Origin of the sequence: Butyrivibrio sp. WCD3002, assembly GCF_000424265.1 — a bacterium.
Classification (GTDB): Bacteria; Bacillota; Clostridia; order Lachnospirales; family Lachnospiraceae; genus Butyrivibrio.
Genome location: NZ_AUJO01000002.1, coordinates 189,889 through 206,349, shown reverse-complemented (window position 1 = coordinate 206,349; position 16,461 = coordinate 189,889). Strand labels below are relative to the sequence as shown.

The following is a 16,461-nucleotide window of genomic DNA, read 5'->3' as shown; positions in this document are numbered from 1 at the left end:
AGAAAGGTTTTTACAAAAATGATTACGTATCTTTCAGATAACCAAAAGAGAATGACCGCTGGCCAGGTGACTCTTGAAAAGAAAAATCCCGGAGAATTTCGTGTGGTTAAGATATATCCGGATGAAGAATATCAGACTATCATCGGATTTGGCGGTGCTTTTACGGAGGCTGCCGGAACAGTTTACGACAGTGCCAATGAGGAAAATAAGAAAAAGCTCCTTGACCTTTATTTTGGCGAAGACGGAAACTGCTACACTATGGGAAGACTCCATATTCAAAGCTGTGATTTTGCCCTTGGCAATTATGCCTATGATGATGACCCCCAGGATCGTTTGCTGGAAAAATTTTCAATCGACAGAGATAAAAAGTATATCCTACCCCTCCTTCATGAGGCTATCAAAAGGGAAAGCAGGCTTTCATTGCTTGCTTCTCCCTGGAGCCCCCCTGCCTTCATGAAGACTAATAATGAAATGAATCACGGCGGAAAGCTCAAGGAAGATTTCAGGGCTATGTGGGCCAGCATGATCGTCAGATATCTGAAAGAGTATGAGAAGCAGGGCATAAAAATTCAGAGACTAACCGTGCAGAATGAACCTGCAGCGACTCAGACCTGGGATTCATGCATATACAGCGGCGAGGAAGAAGCATATTTTGCAACTCATTATCTAAAGCCTGCACTTTTACATAACGGATATTCCCATGTGAAGGTTCTTGTGTGGGATCACAATAAAGACATCATAATTGACCGCGTAAAAGAAAGCTTTAGCGTGGAGGAAGCAGAGGAGAGTATAGATGGTATTGCTTTCCATTGGTACACCGGAACTCATTTTGAGGCACTTGCAAGAATCCGTGAAAAGTACCCCGACAAGGAACTTATTTTTACGGAAGGGTGTGTAGAATATTCAAGATATAAAGAAGACCGTAGCCTTCAGTTTGCGGAGATGTACGCAGAAGAGCTTATGGGTAATCTCAGAGCAGGCTGCAATGGTTATACCGACTGGAATCTGTATCTCAATAAAGAGGGTGGCCCTAACCATGTAGGAAACTTCTGCGATGCGCCTGTTATGTTTGATGAAAAGACACAGACCATCGATGTGAAGCTATCCTATTACTACATAGGGCATTTTAGCAGATTCATACGCCCCGGCGCAGTAAGGGTTCTTAGCAGTTCCTTTGATCCTGATATTGAGACTGTATGCTTTAAAAATCCCGATAAGAGTATTGCTGTAGTACTTTTAAACCGCAGAGATGAAGAGAAGGAATTTACATTAGGGATTCAGGGTTATAGTGCTGATATAAAATTACCTGCTCATTCCATTAAGACTCTGGTAATTGACAGTGATGAACTTGATTGAGTTCATTAATTTGTAAAATACTTTAGAAAAAATTAACGAAAAAGCAGTGATTTAAACATAATATAATTAAACATTAAAGTGGCGCAAATAAGCGCCACTTTTTTTATAATGCGAAATAATTACTAAACTTAATCGATTTAGCGTTGACGAAATTTTGTGCAAAATGCACATTGGACATATGTCAATGCCCGAAAGGGTATTGTTTATGCGCCTTCCGAGATTTGGTTGATTTACATAATTGTTTAAATTTAACATTTTTTAACATTTTTCAGTCAATTATATGTAACAAATTACCAAATACGCGTTGCACATGGTTCTGGCAAAGAATATAATTAAAAAAACTGATAAAAAACATGGTTGTCTAAGGCCAGTTTTTGTGAGGTTTGGAGATAAACTCTCTGGGGAAGGAATGAAAAGGTTTTGTTGGGGGAGTCATGTTAACATTTTTAACATTGTTAACTTCTGTTAAGGGTGCAATTTCTATTTTGCTCGGACTCTATTCTTAATCATTCCACACAAGTAACAACGACTAGAAAAAAACAGACATCAAAGGGAGGTTTTATTATGAATGTAATGCATTCGGAGTGGCGCGGAAGAATCAATCATTGGATGCGCACTTTGAAAGATGATTTTTATGAGCCCATTGGAGAATTCAAGTGGGAAGCGGCAAGGACAATGGAGGAGCTGCCTTTCAATCAGCTTGATTCTCTTAGCTTTTCTCCTGTAGAGCCGGGATTTACCTGGGGTAATCTTTGGGAGTACTGCTGGTTCCGTTCAACTATCACTTTACCGGAAAGCGCAGCCGGTAAGCGTATAGTTATGAAGCTTGTACCGGGTGGTGAAAGTACACTTTTTGTAAATGGTAAAAGCTTTGGAACACATAGAGCTGAATGGGTTTGGGTTCCTCATCACTATATAGAGGACAATGTTCTTACAACTGACGGTAAGCCTGGTGAGAAATTTGATGTTCTCATGGAGACCTACGCAGGACATTATGTTCCGGAAGCTCCGGACGGAGGCTGTGCAACAGGTCCTGTTCTTCCCGGAAGCTATCAGGATCCTGCAGTTGAGGGTGAGCGCAGAACGCTGGGAGTAAGCACCTTCGGTATTTGGAACGAGGATGCATACCAGCTTTACATGGATGTGGATACACTTAATCAGCTTCTCGGAACATTAGATCAGACATCACTCAGAGCGGCAAAGATAGCAAAAGCTCTTGAGCAGTTTTCTCTGATAGTTGATTTTGAGCAGGATAAGGAAGCACGAATTGCAAGCTACAAAGAGGCAAGAGAAGCTATTAAGCCTTATCTTGAAGCTAAGAACGGCTCCACAATGCCTGAGTATTATGCGATCGGTAATTCACATCTTGATCTTGCATGGCTCTGGCCTATGCAGGAGACCTACAGAAAAACTGCAAGAACCTTTGCGGCGCAGCTAAGACTTATCGAGCAGTACCCTGAATACAAATATCTTCAGAGTCAGCCTGCTGCATACGAGATGTGTAAAAAATATTATCCTGAGCTCTTTGAGAGAATAAAGGAAGCCATCAAGGGCGGTCAGTGGATAGCAGAGGGCGCCATGTGGGTTGAGCCAGATACAAATATGGCCAGCGGCGAAGCTCTTATAAGACAGCTTCTTTACGGAAAAGAGTATTACAAGGATGAGTTCGGAGTTGACAGTGTTGTTCTCTGGCTCCCTGATACCTTTGGATATACCGCAGCACTTCCTCAGATACTTAAGGGCTGCGATGTTAAATATCTTGTTACCCAGAAAATTTTCTGGTCCTACAACGAAGGTGATATTTTCCCGTACCACTACTTCAACTGGGAAGGAATGGACGGAACAAAGATAACAGCATTCTTGCCTACAAGCTACACCTACAGAACAGATCCTTCGCAGCTTGATGAGGTTTGGAAGGGCAGAAGTCAGGTTCAGGACCTGGATGCTTTCCTTCTTCCTTACGGCTACGGTGATGGTGGCGGCGGTCCCAGCAGAGATTACGTTGAGTACGCTCTTAGAGAAAAGGATCTCGAAGGTGCACCGAAGGTTAAGATGGCAGGCCCTGTAGAGTTCTTTGAGGATATGGATAAAAAAGGCGGTCCTGTAAATACCTACACAGGCGAGCTTTATTTCTCAGCTCACAGAGGTACCTACACCTCTCAGGCTAAGGTTAAGAATAATAACAGACGCGCAGAGCTTGCACTTAGAGATATGGAATTCCTCGGAAGTCTCGCACTTCTTAAGGGCGGAAGCTACGATCTTACAGATGCAGGCGATCTTTGGAAGGAAGTACTTCTCCATCAGTTCCATGACATTCTTCCTGGATCCGGAATTGCAAGGATGTACATCGAATCCAATGAGCGTATGGAGAAGGTCAGAGAAAAGGCAGCAGAAAAGCAGCGCGAGTACGGTTCTAAAATCTGCAGTGCAGATGGCAGCGGCGTAGTTACAGTAGTTAACACTCTTTCCTTCGAGACCACAAGACTTGTTGAGCTTCCTGACTGCTTCTCAAAGGGTGCTAAAACAGCAGACGGCGAGGTTCTTCAGACAGAACAGGCAGATGGCAAGACAGTAGCTCGCGTAACAATACCTTCAATGGGCGCAGTTACAATTCTTCCCTGCGATGAGACAGCGGATGAGGTTAAAGCTACAGCATTAAAGACCGGTACTGATTTCGTTCTTGAAAACAGCAAAGTCAGAGCAGTAGTAAACGATAAGGGCGAGATTATAAGCTTTGTTATTAAGGCTTCAGGAAAAGAATTTGCCAGGGAGCCTATGAACAGATTCCATCTGTTTAAGGACGTACCGAGACTCTTTGATGCATGGGATATTGATTCCAACTACATCGAGCAGGAAATAGAAGGTGCAACGGATATCAAGGTGGAAATGATAAAAGACGATGGTCTGTCCGCAAAGCTTTCGGTAACAGGAAAAATCAGCAATTCAACCTATAAGCAGATTATCAGTCTTGATGCAGAGGATGACTGTATACGATTTGAGACTGAGGTTGACTGGGATGAACTTCACAGACTCCTCAAGGTGGGCTTCCCCACAACGATCTATGCAACTGAGGGTATAAACGAGATGCAGTTTGGTTATGTAAAACGTCCTACCCACAGATCAAGAGCCTATGACAAGGATCGTTTTGAGGTTTGCAACCACAGATATACAGCCCTTACAGATGGTGGAAGCGGCGTAGCAGTACTTAATGACTGCAAGTACGGAATCAGCATGAATGGTTCTTCTTTGGAACTTACACTTCTTAGAGGCGCAGCATCACCTGAAATGAGAGCCGACAAGGGACATCACAAATTCACCTACGCTTTTACAGCATGGGAAGGAAGCTTCATTGACAGTGATGTTGTAAGAAAGGGTTATGAGCTTAATGTAGAGCCTTATGTTTTCGATGGAAAAACAGAAAGCTTCTCATTTGCGCAGACAGATAAAAAGAATATTTTCATTGATACAGTTAAGCCTGCACAGGATGGCTCCGGAGATGTGATCATGAGACTTTATGAGGCAGCAGGAGCCGCAACAACAGCCTGTGTAAAGACAATGCTTAAAGGAAAAGCAGTTCTTTGCAACATGCTTGAGGAAGAGCAGGAAGGTATCACAGAAACAGGCAACGAATTCACTCTGAACTTTAGGGCATTCGAAGTCAAGACAGTCAGAATAAAGGGCTGACTTGTCCGGAAAAAAGGTTTCAACTGCTTTCATATGACCTATAAAGAAAGGAGGGAGGAAAGATAAAAAGGTAAAAGGGGTTTGGGTCCTATGTCTGCAGGGAATATAAGAAAGACTATTTATAATAGGAGGTGTTTTTCTATATGAGGAAGAAATTGGTTTCCATTCTAATGGCATCCATGATGACTGTCTCCTTAATGGCCTGCGGCGGTGGCAGCACAGCACCCGCTACAACAGGAACAGACGGAGCAGCCGACACAACACAGACAACACAGGAAACGGGAGATGCTACTTCATCAGACGCAGCTGAATCTACTGAGACTACAGAGAGTTCAGCTCCTACAGGTGAGATGACAGAGGTTGGTACACCCAGAAACGAGACACTTATCGTTGAGACTCAGTCACCCACCGACGTTCCCGGACAGTTCAATACTTACATGCAGGGTACTCAGGCCGGATTTGGTATCCATCAGCTTATGTCAGCAATGATGTGGGAAATGGATACATCCAAGGGTGAACAGTTTGGTGAGGTTGCCGATGGCATGCCTGAATCCAACGCAGATTTCACAGAGCACACAGTTAAGATCCGTCAGGGTATCAAATGGTCAGACGGCGAAGACCTTACAGCTAAGGACGTTGCCTTCACATTTAACATGATCATGAACACACCCGGTATTTCATCAAGTGATTACTACAATTCAATCTTTGAATCTGTAGAAGCAACTGATGACTACACAGTAGTTATCAAGACAAAGGAATCCTTCCCTCGTCTTGCACTGAAGATGGGTGTTACTATCTGGGGTAATGATCTTAGAATCGTTCCTGAGCACATCTATTCTCAGGTTGATGATCCTTCAACATTCAAGGATGAGAATCCTGTAGTTGCCGGACCTTACACAGTTAAGAGCTACGATCCTCTTGGAAAATGGGTTCTTTATGAGCGCCGCGAGGATTGGGAAAACACCACAGTTGGTGTTGTAACAGGTAAGCAGTGTGCAGCTAAATACGTTTGGGTTCGCTATCTCGGTGATGATACCACAAGACAGATGGCTATGATCCAGAACGAAGTTGATATCCTCTGCGAAGTTACTCCCGAAATTCTTACATCCATGATGAGTTCTAACGATAAGATCTCCGCATGGTATAACGAATTCCCTTATGCTACATCAGACGATCCCTGCTCAAAGGGTATCGCTTTCTCACAGGGACAGGGTGCTCCTTATGACAGCGCTGACTTCAGATGGGGCGTTGCTCTTGCAATGAACTTTGATGAGATTTCAATGAATATCTTCGATGGTGCCGGAAGGTCATCACCGTTCGGTATCCTCTGTAACACATCAGCTTTCCAGGAACTCTATGCAAAGCCCATGCTCGACTGGTTTGAGAATTTCGAACTTGATCTTGGCGATGGCACAACATGCAAGCCTTGGGATTCTGAGTATAAGAACCGTATGGCAGAGAAGCTTGGTATCACAGGCGACGATGCTTATCTTGAAGACATGTTTGGTGTAGGATGCATCAAGTATGATCCTGAAGCAGCTGAGAAGCTCTTCATCAAGGCCGGTCTTGAGAAGAAGGATGACGGCTGGTACTTTAACGGTGAACCTTTCACAATTAACCTTACATACCTTGCAGACACAGAAGCACAGGCAGGACGTGGTGTTCAGGCTGCATACGACCAGCTCACAAAGTTTGGTTTCAACTGCAACATTTCTTCTGAGTCTTCTGCAACATGGGATGCTAACGGTGGTACAGGTAACTTCTACATCGCAGGTTACTGGCCGACAGGTTTCATAACCAAGGATATCTATTCACAGATCAATGGTTGGGATGCTGACCTCATCGTACCTTTAGGAGAGATTGGTTCAGGCCAGGGCTCAAGATGGAACAACAAGGAAGCAACAGAGATTATCCACAAGCTTGCAAAGGTATCTCCTGATTCTGATGAAGCTTATGAGCTCGCTCAGGAATTCATCAAGGTTCAGTTCACAGATATGCCTTTCATTTCATTCCATTCAGGCGTTAAGTTCGTTCCTACGAACAGCACATATTGGGGCAATTATCCCAATGCTGAAAACGCATACAATGGTCCTTGGTGGTGGTGGAGCTGCTTCAAGTACATCGTAGCTGAGCTTCAGCCCCAGTAATATTTAATAATGGTGGAGGGAGGCGTGCAGGTGCGCCTCCTTCCTTATCTATAAGAACGAGCAGGTGCGTTCTTAACAGGCTTTACGTAGCTTGTAAACAAGGGAGGGTTGTATCCCTGATTCTAGAAAAAGGTTGGTGGTTTCGTGAAATTCAGAACTTATTTTTTAAAGCGTCTGGCGACGTGGGCGCTGACCATTTGGATCGGCGTTACATTTATATTCTTTATACCGAGAATGTTTCCGTCAGATCCTGTTGAATCCATGATCGGACAGATTTCTGCAAGATCAGGTTCAATGGATCCACAGCAGATGGAATCATTAAGAAGATCCCTTAGACTACAGTTTGGTCTTGAAGGATCTTTGACTGAGCAGTATACATCATTTTTATGGAAGGGACTTTTGCATTTTGACTTTGGTCCCTCGCTTATGAGTTACCCCGAACCGGCAGGAAAAATTATTGCCACATATCTTCCTTATACGGTAGGACTGTCCATGATCGCGACAATCCTTGCCTGGATAATTGGTAATATGATAGGTCTTCTTGCGGGCTTTAGAAAAAACAAACGATCATCGAAAATTCTGGAAGGAATCGCTATCTGTATTTACCCGATTCCTTACTTTCTCGTAGCACTGGTACTGCAGATCTTCTTTGCATACATATTAGGATGGTTCCCCCTGACTACAACTATCAATAGTTTCCAGGGCTTTGGCGTCTTCATGGCATCCCTTATAAAATCATCCATATTACCGGCACTTTCACTTCTTCTTGTTGGTACAGGCTGGTGGATCATCTCCATGAAATCTCTTGCCGCAACCACATCAGAAGAGGACTACGTTTTGTATGCTCGTTATCGTGGACTTTCCGAAGGCGTTATCGGAACAAAATACGTTCTTAAGAACTCCATTCTTACTCAGGTTACAGCTCTTGCAATGAGCCTTGGCGGAGTATTTGGAGGTTCCATCATGACAGAGATCATCTTTGGATATCCCGGAGTTGGTACTCTTATTCAGAAGGCTATTTTGCAGTCTGACTACAATATGATACTTGGTTGTATAACTATTTCAATCGTAGCTATTTCAACCGCAACCCTGATTGTCGATCTGGTTTATCCCTTCATCGACCCTCGTATCAGATATTCATAAGGAGGTGTCGCATGAAAAGATTATGGAAAAATGCAAACTTTGCTCTCAAGGCAGGAATGATAATTACAGCAATTTTCTTAGTGATCGGCTTCGTGGTTTATTTCATTCCCCATGCGGATCCTTTTACCTTTAATACCTACGATCCAAAGCTTGGTTCCTGTAAAGGACATATCCTTGGAACCACTTCCATGGGGCAGGATGTTTTGTGGCTCCTTGTTGAATCTATCCACAACTCTCTGGTAATCGGACTTATAGTTGCAACCATAGGAACAGTGGTTGGTGTATTCGTTGGACTCCTTTCCGGCTTCTCCGGCGGAATCCTGGACAGAATACTTATGGTAATAACAGATACCTTCGTTGTTATACCTTCACTTCCTATTCTGATCCTGATGACATCCCTTATGAAGGGTTCATCCACGGTTTTCCTGATTGCGCTTGTTCTTGCTATGTTCGCATGGGCATGGCCCAGCAGACAGATCAGGTCCATGGCCCTTACCTTAAAAGAGCGAGATTTCATTCAGACAGCTAAGTTTTCAGGTGAGAGCACGGTTCAGATCGTTGTAACTGAGATTCTTCCTTTTGCATTCACATGGTCACTTTCAAACTTTATGAATGCAACCCTGGCCGCTATTGCATCTGAGTCTTCACTGGCAGTTCTTGGTCTTTCTCCTGCAAACCTTGTTTCTCTTGGAAACATGATTCAGTGGGCAAGAGAGAGAAATGCCATATTCAATAAGCAGTGGCTTTGGATTGGATCACCTATCGTGGCAACTATCGTGATGTTCATAGGTCTTTTCCTTCTTATCACGGGCTATAACGATTATCTTGCTATGAAGAGAGGTAGGTGAAAATATGATTAAAGTTGAAAATCTGTCTACCACGTACAAGACAATCGATGGAGACGTACATGTATTAAATGATCTCAATTTCACGATCAATGATAATGAGATATTCGGAATAGCCGGTGAGTCCGGCTGCGGAAAAACTACCCTTCTTAAGACACTCTACGACATCATTGAGTGGCCTCTTGAGATAGATAAGGGACAGATAGTTCTTTCCGGAACAAAGGATGGTAAAGCGTTCTCCTTTAAATCCGGCGAAATCAGGAAAACCTGGTGGAACAACATTGCTTATGTTCCGCAGGCAGCTCAGTCGGTTTTGGATCCCATAACAAGACTTAAAAAGCAGTTTTTGGATTCCATTCCCAAGGAGGACAGGAAGAAGGAGACCAAGGAGGAAACTCTAAAGAGAGTAGCCAATTATCTGGAGGAGCTTAGCCTTTCTCCCGATATTCTTGAGGCATTCCCCTTCCAGCTTTCAGGTGGTATGAGACAGCGTGTTATCATCGCGCTTGCAACCTTCATGTCACCCAATGTTGTTCTTGCAGATGAGCCTACAACAGCTCTTGACGTTGTGGTTCAGAGGGGTATCCTCATGATGCTCACCAAGCTGCAGAAACAGCTTAAGAACACCATGGTAATCGTAAGCCATGATATGGGTGTTCATTATCAGATAACCGACCGCATGGGTATCATGTACTCAGGCAGTATGATAGAGCTGGGCCCCACAGAGGGAATCTTTGAGGATCCGCTTCATCCATACACAACAATGCTTGTAAATGCTCTTCCCAAGGTTGGTGATAAGAGCGCCAAGGTAGGAATACCGGGACGTCCGCCGGAACTCAAAAATCCGCCGCCGGGATGCAGATTTGCGCCTCGTTGCCCTCATGCAACAGACAAGTGCAGAAGCGAAGTTCCCCAGTTCAGGGAGATCAAGCCGGGCAGATTTGCGGCATGTCATTTACTGAAAGAGGGAGGTGGAATGATCGATGGCTAACGATTATTTATTAGAGGTTAAGGGAGTCTCCAAAGTCTTCCGAATCGGAGGCATGCTCCGAGGTAAAAAGATGACCGCTGTCGATAACGTATCCCTCAAGATAGGCAAGGATAAACCCGTCATTCTATCAATAGTAGGTGAGTCCGGCTGCGGAAAATCTACATTATGTAAAATGATCCTTAAGCTCCACACCCCTGATGGTGGAGATATCATTCTTAACGGACGAAGCTACAGCGACAAAAACGGTTATGATCCCAAGCAGTTTAAGCTTGATGTTCAGCCTATTTTCCAGAATCCTTATGAATCCTTTTCTCCGAGAAAAGCTGTTGATACATATCTGTACAACACTGCTTTGAAGCTTGGAATAGCGAAGAATATGGAGGAGGCAAAACAGAAGGCTGACGAAGCGCTTAAGAGCGTCGGAATGTCTCTTGCTGTAGTTCAGGGAAAGTACTCGGCACAGTTCTCGGGAGGTGAGCTTCAGAGAGTGTCAATCGCAAGAGCCCTTATCACAAGGCCTAAGCTTATCATCGCTGATGAGCCTGTAGCAGCTATTGATGCTTCCATGAAGATGAATATAGTAAACCTCTTCAAGGAACTAAAAGACAAATACAATATTTCATTTATTTACATCACGCATGATCTGTCCACTGCTTATTACGTATCAGACTATATCGCAACTCTTTACAGAGGCGGCCTTATAGAGTATGGTCCGGCAAAAGAGCTGATGGATTATCCTGCTCATCCTTACACAGAGCTTCTGATGGAAGCAGTTCCCCGTGTAGGAGATAAGTGGAATCAGGAATTTGTAATGCCTGATATGGAGTCAAAAGAATACGCACTTACCTGCTGCAAATTTGCACCCAGGTGTCCCTATGCAACCGATGAATGCAGACAGAATAAACCAGGTGAGGTTGCTATCGAGGGCGGAAGAAGTGTGTACTGCTTCCATCCGTTAAAGGCAGCTATGGACAGACAACAGGAACTCTTAAATGAGAAAAAGTGAGGATTAAGAAATGGCAGCAACATGGTTAAAAGATGCAGTATTTTATGAGATTTATCCTCAATCCTTCTATGATACCAATGGGGATGGAATCGGAGATTTTAACGGAATCATAGAAAAGCTTGATTACATAAAGGATCTTGGATGCAACGCACTTTGGATCAATCCCTGCTATGACTCTCCTTTTAAGGATGCAGGCTATGATGTAAGGGACTATAAGAAGGTTGCTCCAAGATATGGCTGCAACAACGATCTCTACAGACTTTTCGGAGAAGCACACAAGAGAGGAATAAAGGTACTTTTGGACCTGGTTCCCGGTCATACCTCCGAGGAGCACGAGTGGTTTAAGATGAGCCAGAAAGCAGAGAAAAACGAGTATACCAACCGTTTTATCTGGACAGACTTCTGCTTCCAGAGAGCAGCTGATCTTAATTATGTCGGCGGTGAGAGTGAGAGAAGTGCTACCTATGCGCTGAACTTCTTTAAGTGTCAGCCGGCTCTTAACTACGGTTTCTTGAATCCGGAAGAGCCCTGGCAGCTTCCTACAGATCACCCGGATGTAATTGCCACAAGAGAGGCTCTTAAGGACATCATGAGATTCTGGCTCTCTCACGGATGCGACGGCTTCAGAGTTGATATGGCTTCATCTCTTGTTAAGCATGATGATGAGAAAAAATCCGGAACCAGCGCAATATGGCTTGATGTTCGTAAGATGCTGGATGCGGAATTCCCGGAAGCAGCTATGGTTTCAGAGTGGAGCAATCCTCCTCTGGCACTCAGAGCAGGCTACGATATGGACTTCTATCTGAATATTCCCGGTGGTGGTTATTCCACACTTATGCGTGATTACGCTATTTTCGGAATGGAAGAACATGAGGATAATTCCTACTTTAAAAAAGATGGTGACGGGGACATCACTCGATTCCTCGATGAATATCTAAAATGGTATGAGGACACGAAGGGGGTAGGCTACATCTCTATGCTCACCTGCAATCACGACACCAACCGTCCAAGGTATACGCTGGAACCTGATGAACTTAAGCTTGCCTATGCGTTCCTGTTCACCATGCCCGGAGTTCCTTTCCTGTATTACGGCGATGAGATCGGAATGAGATATCTCGAGCTTCCTACCAAGGAAGGCGGATATTTCCGTACCGGTTCCAGAACCCCCATGCAGTGGACAAAGGGCAAGAATCTGGGATTCTCCGAGGGCTGTGAAGACAGTTTGTATCTGCCTGTGGATAGTGCAGCTGATGCTCCGACTGTTGAAGCCCAGGAGAATGATCCCGATTCACTCCTTAACATGGTAAAAGGAATCCTGGCTCTCAGGCACAAAGAGGAAGATCTTCAGGCAAATGCTGAATTCAAGGTACTTTGCTCTGAAAAAGGTAAGGCCTTTGTATATAAGAGAGGAAGCCTTACAATAGCAGTCAATCCTTCAAATAAGGAACAGACAGCACCTGTAGCAGTAGATGGCGAAGTCATCTATTCAATCGGAAAAGCTACTCTTGGAAGTCAGCTTACACTGGCACCGCAAACATTTGTTGTAGTTCGCTGATAATATGTATTTTTGGAAACTCCGCGCAATTTTTTCTGCGCGGAGTTTATTTTTGCCTAATTCCTCCAAAACAGTGTAAAATACGCCATTATCTGTGCGCTTTTAACGTGTTTAAGGCAGAAATGATAGTTTATACTTTGGAAAGAAGTTATGAAGACATCTTGTATTCTAAATCGTTATAGTATAAGGTTCTTATTGTATTAGCTTTAATTTCAAAAACAAATGTAGTGTCGATATTTTCTATATTTATTCGGTATTGCATGGATTATAGGAGGAGTCATGCCTGCACTGGTAGAAGTAAAGGATATTTGCAAGATATATAATCCTGGGGAAAACGAAGTCAGGGCTCTGGATCATGTGAGTCTTACCATAGAAGAAGGCGAATTTGTCGCTATCATCGGTCAGTCCGGTTCCGGAAAATCCACACTGATGAATATGCTTGGGTGTCTTGATACGCCCACCAGCGGTAAGTATTTACTGCATGGAATGGATGTTTCCCACATGACAGATGACGAGCAGTCAGATGTCAGAAACCGTGAGATAGGCTTTATATTTCAGGGTTTTAATCTTATACCGTCACTGACAGCTTTGGAAAATGTTGAGCTGCCTCTTATATATAGAGGAGTTTCCAAGAAAAAGCGAAGGGAATTGTCCATAAAAGCCTTAGAGCACGTGGGTCTTGGGAAAAGAATGACCCATAAGCCATCAGAGCTTTCAGGTGGTCAGCAGCAGAGAGTTGCCATAGCAAGGGCCATAGCCCAGGCACCGCCCATACTTCTTGCGGATGAGCCCACGGGTAACCTTGACAGCGGATCCAGCAGAGAGATAATACAGACCATTAAAAATCTATATGCCGAGGGCAGAACGGTAATACTTATCACCCATGACCCGGGCATAGCAAGACAGGCCAAAAGAATAATAACAATCAGCGATGGAAAAATTGCCAGCGATGAAATCAATACAGATTTCAAAGAGGAGGAAAAATGAGTCTATTTAAGAAAAAACAAAAGGCAGTAACAGAGGGGGAAACCACAACAGAGATTACGGAGAGCTATACTCCCGGTAAAAAGAAGAAGGGCTTTGTTAAATGGATCATCCTTGGAATAGTTGTTCTTTGCATAGGATGGGTTGTTTATTCCAATATAAAGGCAAAGAATGCACCCACTCCCGTTACAACAGATATAGTAGCAAAGGGTGACATTGAAGTTATTGTTTCCGTAAGCGGAAATGTTGCTTCTGATGAGACCAAGTCATATTTTGCCAAGCTCACAGCACCTATTGAGATGCCAAAGCTTGAGACCGGTGACAGAGTTAACAAGGGTGATGTACTTTACAGCTATGATACAGAAACTCTTGAAAGCAGCAAGAAGACTGCTGAGCTTAACCTTCAGCAGGCTAACGGAAGCTACAGCGGAAGTATTGAGAAAAACAACAAGGCAATCGACGTGCTTGAGGGTAGAAGCATCCATGACATCAACACAAGACTTGATGAGATAACAGCACAGATTGATGCTCTCAACGATAAAATCACAGAGAAGACTTCAAGAATGAACAGAACTCTTACAGATCTTCAGAAGGTTTCTCAGGATGTGGATGAGAATGGTATATCCGATTCCTATGATCTTACTCAGAATAATAATGCTCCAAACGAGAGGAATTCTGAAGAGGGTAACCAGATGTCTCTTGAGATTTCCAATGCTATTTCCGAGGTTCAGTATGCACTTCAGAATGATCCTGAGATCAAGGACTGGAACGATCAGATAACAGCATTAAACGAAGAAAAGGCTGATCTTAGTGAGCAGGCATCAGCAGAGATGAGTAAGCTTACAGCCGGTGAAAAGAGTGCACTTGATGCGCAGAGAGAACTTACTGAGATTCAGACTAATGACACAATTGAGGATATAGAGGAAGTTGAAAGCGGAGTTACCGCAGAGTTTTCAGGCGTCATCACAGAACTTGCAGCAGAGGATGGAGCAACAGTATCACAGGGAGCAAAGCTCTTTACTATAGAAAGTACAGACAACGTAAGAGTTGATATTCAGATTTCAAAGTCTGACCTTGGCAAGATAAAGCTCGGCCAGAAGGTTGATATTACAATTGGCGCTAATCAGTATGAAGGTGAAGTTGTTCATATCGCAGGTAAAGCAGTTAATAACTCCAGCGGAGTTCCTGTAGTTGATGCCAAGATCAAGATAAATAACCCTGATGATTCTATTATCCTTGGTGTTGAAGCAGGAAATAAGATCCACACTGATAAGGCAGAAGGTGTTCTTGTTGTTCCTTATGAATATATCGGAACTGACGGAGATGGTGATTTTGTTTTCGTAATTGAAAACGGTGTTCTTGTAAGAAAACCTGTAACACTTGGTCTTACAACAAGTACGGATGCAGAGATAACAGAAGGTGTAAGTGAAGGCGACAGAATCGTTACAACAGATCCCGCATCACTTACAGAAGGTACAGCTGTAATAGAAATAGACGAGAACTGATGGAATAAATAATGGATACGATTTTAGAATATTTGGAAAGTGCCATGAAAAATATTCGCAGCAATAAGATGCGAACAGGTCTTACCATGCTGGGAATCATAATCGGAATAGCGTCAGTTATAGCCGTACTTACCATAGGTAACGGAATGGAAAGATATGTATCGGATGAGGTGGATGCCATAGGTGGAAATGTGGCTGAGATATATCTTGACTCATCAGTTGCTGAAAGAGGCTTCACAGATGAAGACATAAAAGAGGTTGAGGCAAACTTAGGACTTAAGGGTGCAACCTTTTATACAGCTGCTTTGGGTATGGCTACAGGTAACAAAGGTGTTTTCGATGCTTTTGTGTACGGAGCGGGTTCTGACTATCAGTATTCTACGGGAACAAAGCTCAAGGAAGGTACTTATTTCAATGACAACCAGGTTGAACAGGGAGCAAGGGTCTGTGTTTTGATGGAAGATGATGCAGTGCACCTGTTCGGCACAGCCAATGCCATAGGCAAAACCGTAGAAGTATCTGTCGGAGGCAACTCCGTGGAGCTTGAAGTAATAGGCATCAAAGAAAATTGGAGCGAAATGATCGCACAGATGATGTCTATGGAGAGCGAAGAGTACAGCTGCATGATCGAGATGCCGATAACTACCTATGGTAAAGCTTACAAAATGGATGTCTCTGAGTTTTACGACTTTGAAATTTTCTGGACCTCCGATCAGCCCGGAACAATTGTCAAGGATGCAGTCAGATATGTTGAAAACATGATGGGGCTTAGAGGTAAGGATGCTGTTTACTACATGAGCATGTCCGATATAAGCGAAGAAGTTGACTCCATCATGGGAGCCATAACGGCTTTCATGTCTCTTGTTGCGGGTATATCTCTGGTTGTAGGCGGTATCGGTGTTATGAATATCATGCTGGTATCTGTCACAGAGAGAACAAGAGAAATTGGTATAAGAAAATCCATCGGTGCCAGAACAAAAGCGATAATGATACAGTTTTTGGCGGAGTCGGCAATTATCTCACTTATGGGAGGCATTGTGGGCATAGTCCTTGGAATAAGCGTTGCCTATGTGGGCTGCATACTGCTTGAGCTTAAGCCCGTTATTGATCCTGTAATTGTTATAGGAGCTGCACTTTTTTCAATGATGATAGGAATTTTCTTTGGAATATATCCTGCAAGAAAGGCAGCAAAGCTTAAGCCTATAGATGCCCTTGCAAGAAACTGACGGACAGTTCCAAACATTT

11 protein-coding genes are annotated in these 16,461 nt (G+C 43.6%); all 11 read left to right on the top strand.

Annotated features, from left to right (window positions below; all coding sequences use genetic code 11):
- Nucleotides 1–18: 18 nt before the first annotated feature.
- On the top strand, nt 19–1,356 hold the full coding sequence (locus G608_RS19845; protein ID WP_051208826.1) for a glycoside hydrolase family 30 protein: 1,338 nt from the start codon (nt 19–21) through the stop codon (nt 1,354–1,356).
- Between the two features lie 564 nt (nt 1,357–1,920).
- A complete protein-coding gene (locus tag G608_RS0104280; RefSeq protein ID WP_026494995.1) occupies nt 1,921–5,040 on the top strand; it encodes an alpha-mannosidase in 3,120 nt (1,039 codons plus the stop codon).
- Nucleotides 5,041–5,183: 143 nt separating this feature from the next.
- Nucleotides 5,184–7,187: an ABC transporter substrate-binding protein gene (locus tag G608_RS0104275; protein ID WP_026494994.1), complete on the top strand. Its 2,004-nt coding sequence runs from the start codon at nt 5,184–5,186 to the stop codon at nt 7,185–7,187.
- 144 nt (nt 7,188–7,331) lie between these two features.
- Complete coding sequence (locus G608_RS0104270; RefSeq protein WP_026494993.1) at nt 7,332–8,330, top strand: ABC transporter permease; 999 nt, start codon at nt 7,332–7,334, stop codon at nt 8,328–8,330.
- Between the two features lie 11 nt (nt 8,331–8,341).
- Entirely contained in the window at nt 8,342–9,178 is an 837-nt protein-coding gene (locus G608_RS0104265; protein WP_051198060.1) for an ABC transporter permease, read from the top strand.
- 4 nt (nt 9,179–9,182) lie between these two features.
- Nucleotides 9,183–10,166 carry an ABC transporter ATP-binding protein gene (locus G608_RS0104260; RefSeq protein ID WP_026494991.1) on the top strand — a complete coding sequence of 328 codons (984 nt, stop codon included), beginning with the start codon at nt 9,183–9,185 and terminating at the stop codon, nt 10,164–10,166.
- Nucleotides 10,159–11,172 carry an ABC transporter ATP-binding protein gene (locus tag G608_RS19840; RefSeq protein ID WP_051208824.1) on the top strand — a complete coding sequence of 338 codons (1,014 nt, stop codon included), beginning with the start codon at nt 10,159–10,161 and terminating at the stop codon, nt 11,170–11,172. Before G608_RS0104260 ends, G608_RS19840 begins: the two co-directional genes overlap by 8 nt.
- Nucleotides 11,173–11,182: 10 nt before the next feature.
- On the top strand, nt 11,183–12,727 hold the full coding sequence (locus G608_RS0104250) for an alpha-amylase family glycosyl hydrolase (protein ID WP_026494990.1): 1,545 nt from the start codon (nt 11,183–11,185) through the stop codon (nt 12,725–12,727).
- Nucleotides 12,728–13,006: 279 nt separating this feature from the next.
- Entirely contained in the window at nt 13,007–13,714 is a 708-nt protein-coding gene (locus tag G608_RS0104245; protein WP_026494989.1) for an ABC transporter ATP-binding protein, read from the top strand.
- Nucleotides 13,711–15,216 (top strand): efflux RND transporter periplasmic adaptor subunit, encoded by a 1,506-nt coding sequence (locus G608_RS0104240; RefSeq protein WP_026494988.1) that lies wholly within the window; start codon nt 13,711–13,713, stop codon nt 15,214–15,216. The genes G608_RS0104245 and G608_RS0104240 overlap by 4 nt, the downstream gene beginning before the upstream one ends.
- Before the next feature lie 11 nt (nt 15,217–15,227).
- Nucleotides 15,228–16,442 carry an ABC transporter permease gene (locus G608_RS0104235; protein ID WP_026494987.1) on the top strand — a complete coding sequence of 405 codons (1,215 nt, stop codon included), beginning with the start codon at nt 15,228–15,230 and terminating at the stop codon, nt 16,440–16,442.
- The last annotated feature ends 19 nt before the right edge of the window (nt 16,443–16,461 follow it).

Bases quoted from the DNA above. Each gene is read 5' to 3' on its own strand.
- G608_RS19840 (WP_051208824.1), top strand. From the start codon at position 10,159: ATGGCTAACGATTATTTATTAGAGGTTAAGGGAGTCTCCAAAGTCTTC.
- G608_RS0104265 (WP_051198060.1), top strand. From the start codon at position 8,342: ATGAAAAGATTATGGAAAAATGCAAACTTTGCTCTCAAGGCAGGAATG.
- G608_RS0104275 (WP_026494994.1), top strand. From the start codon at position 5,184: ATGAGGAAGAAATTGGTTTCCATTCTAATGGCATCCATGATGACTGTC.
- G608_RS0104280 (WP_026494995.1), top strand. From the start codon at position 1,921: ATGAATGTAATGCATTCGGAGTGGCGCGGAAGAATCAATCATTGGATG.
- G608_RS0104250 (WP_026494990.1), top strand. From the start codon at position 11,183: ATGGCAGCAACATGGTTAAAAGATGCAGTATTTTATGAGATTTATCCT.
- G608_RS19845 (WP_051208826.1), top strand. From the start codon at position 19: ATGATTACGTATCTTTCAGATAACCAAAAGAGAATGACCGCTGGCCAG.
- G608_RS0104260 (WP_026494991.1), top strand. From the start codon at position 9,183: ATGATTAAAGTTGAAAATCTGTCTACCACGTACAAGACAATCGATGGA.
- G608_RS0104240 (WP_026494988.1), top strand. From the start codon at position 13,711: ATGAGTCTATTTAAGAAAAAACAAAAGGCAGTAACAGAGGGGGAAACC.
- G608_RS0104235 (WP_026494987.1), top strand. From the start codon at position 15,228: ATGGATACGATTTTAGAATATTTGGAAAGTGCCATGAAAAATATTCGC.
- G608_RS0104245 (WP_026494989.1), top strand. From the start codon at position 13,007: ATGCCTGCACTGGTAGAAGTAAAGGATATTTGCAAGATATATAATCCT.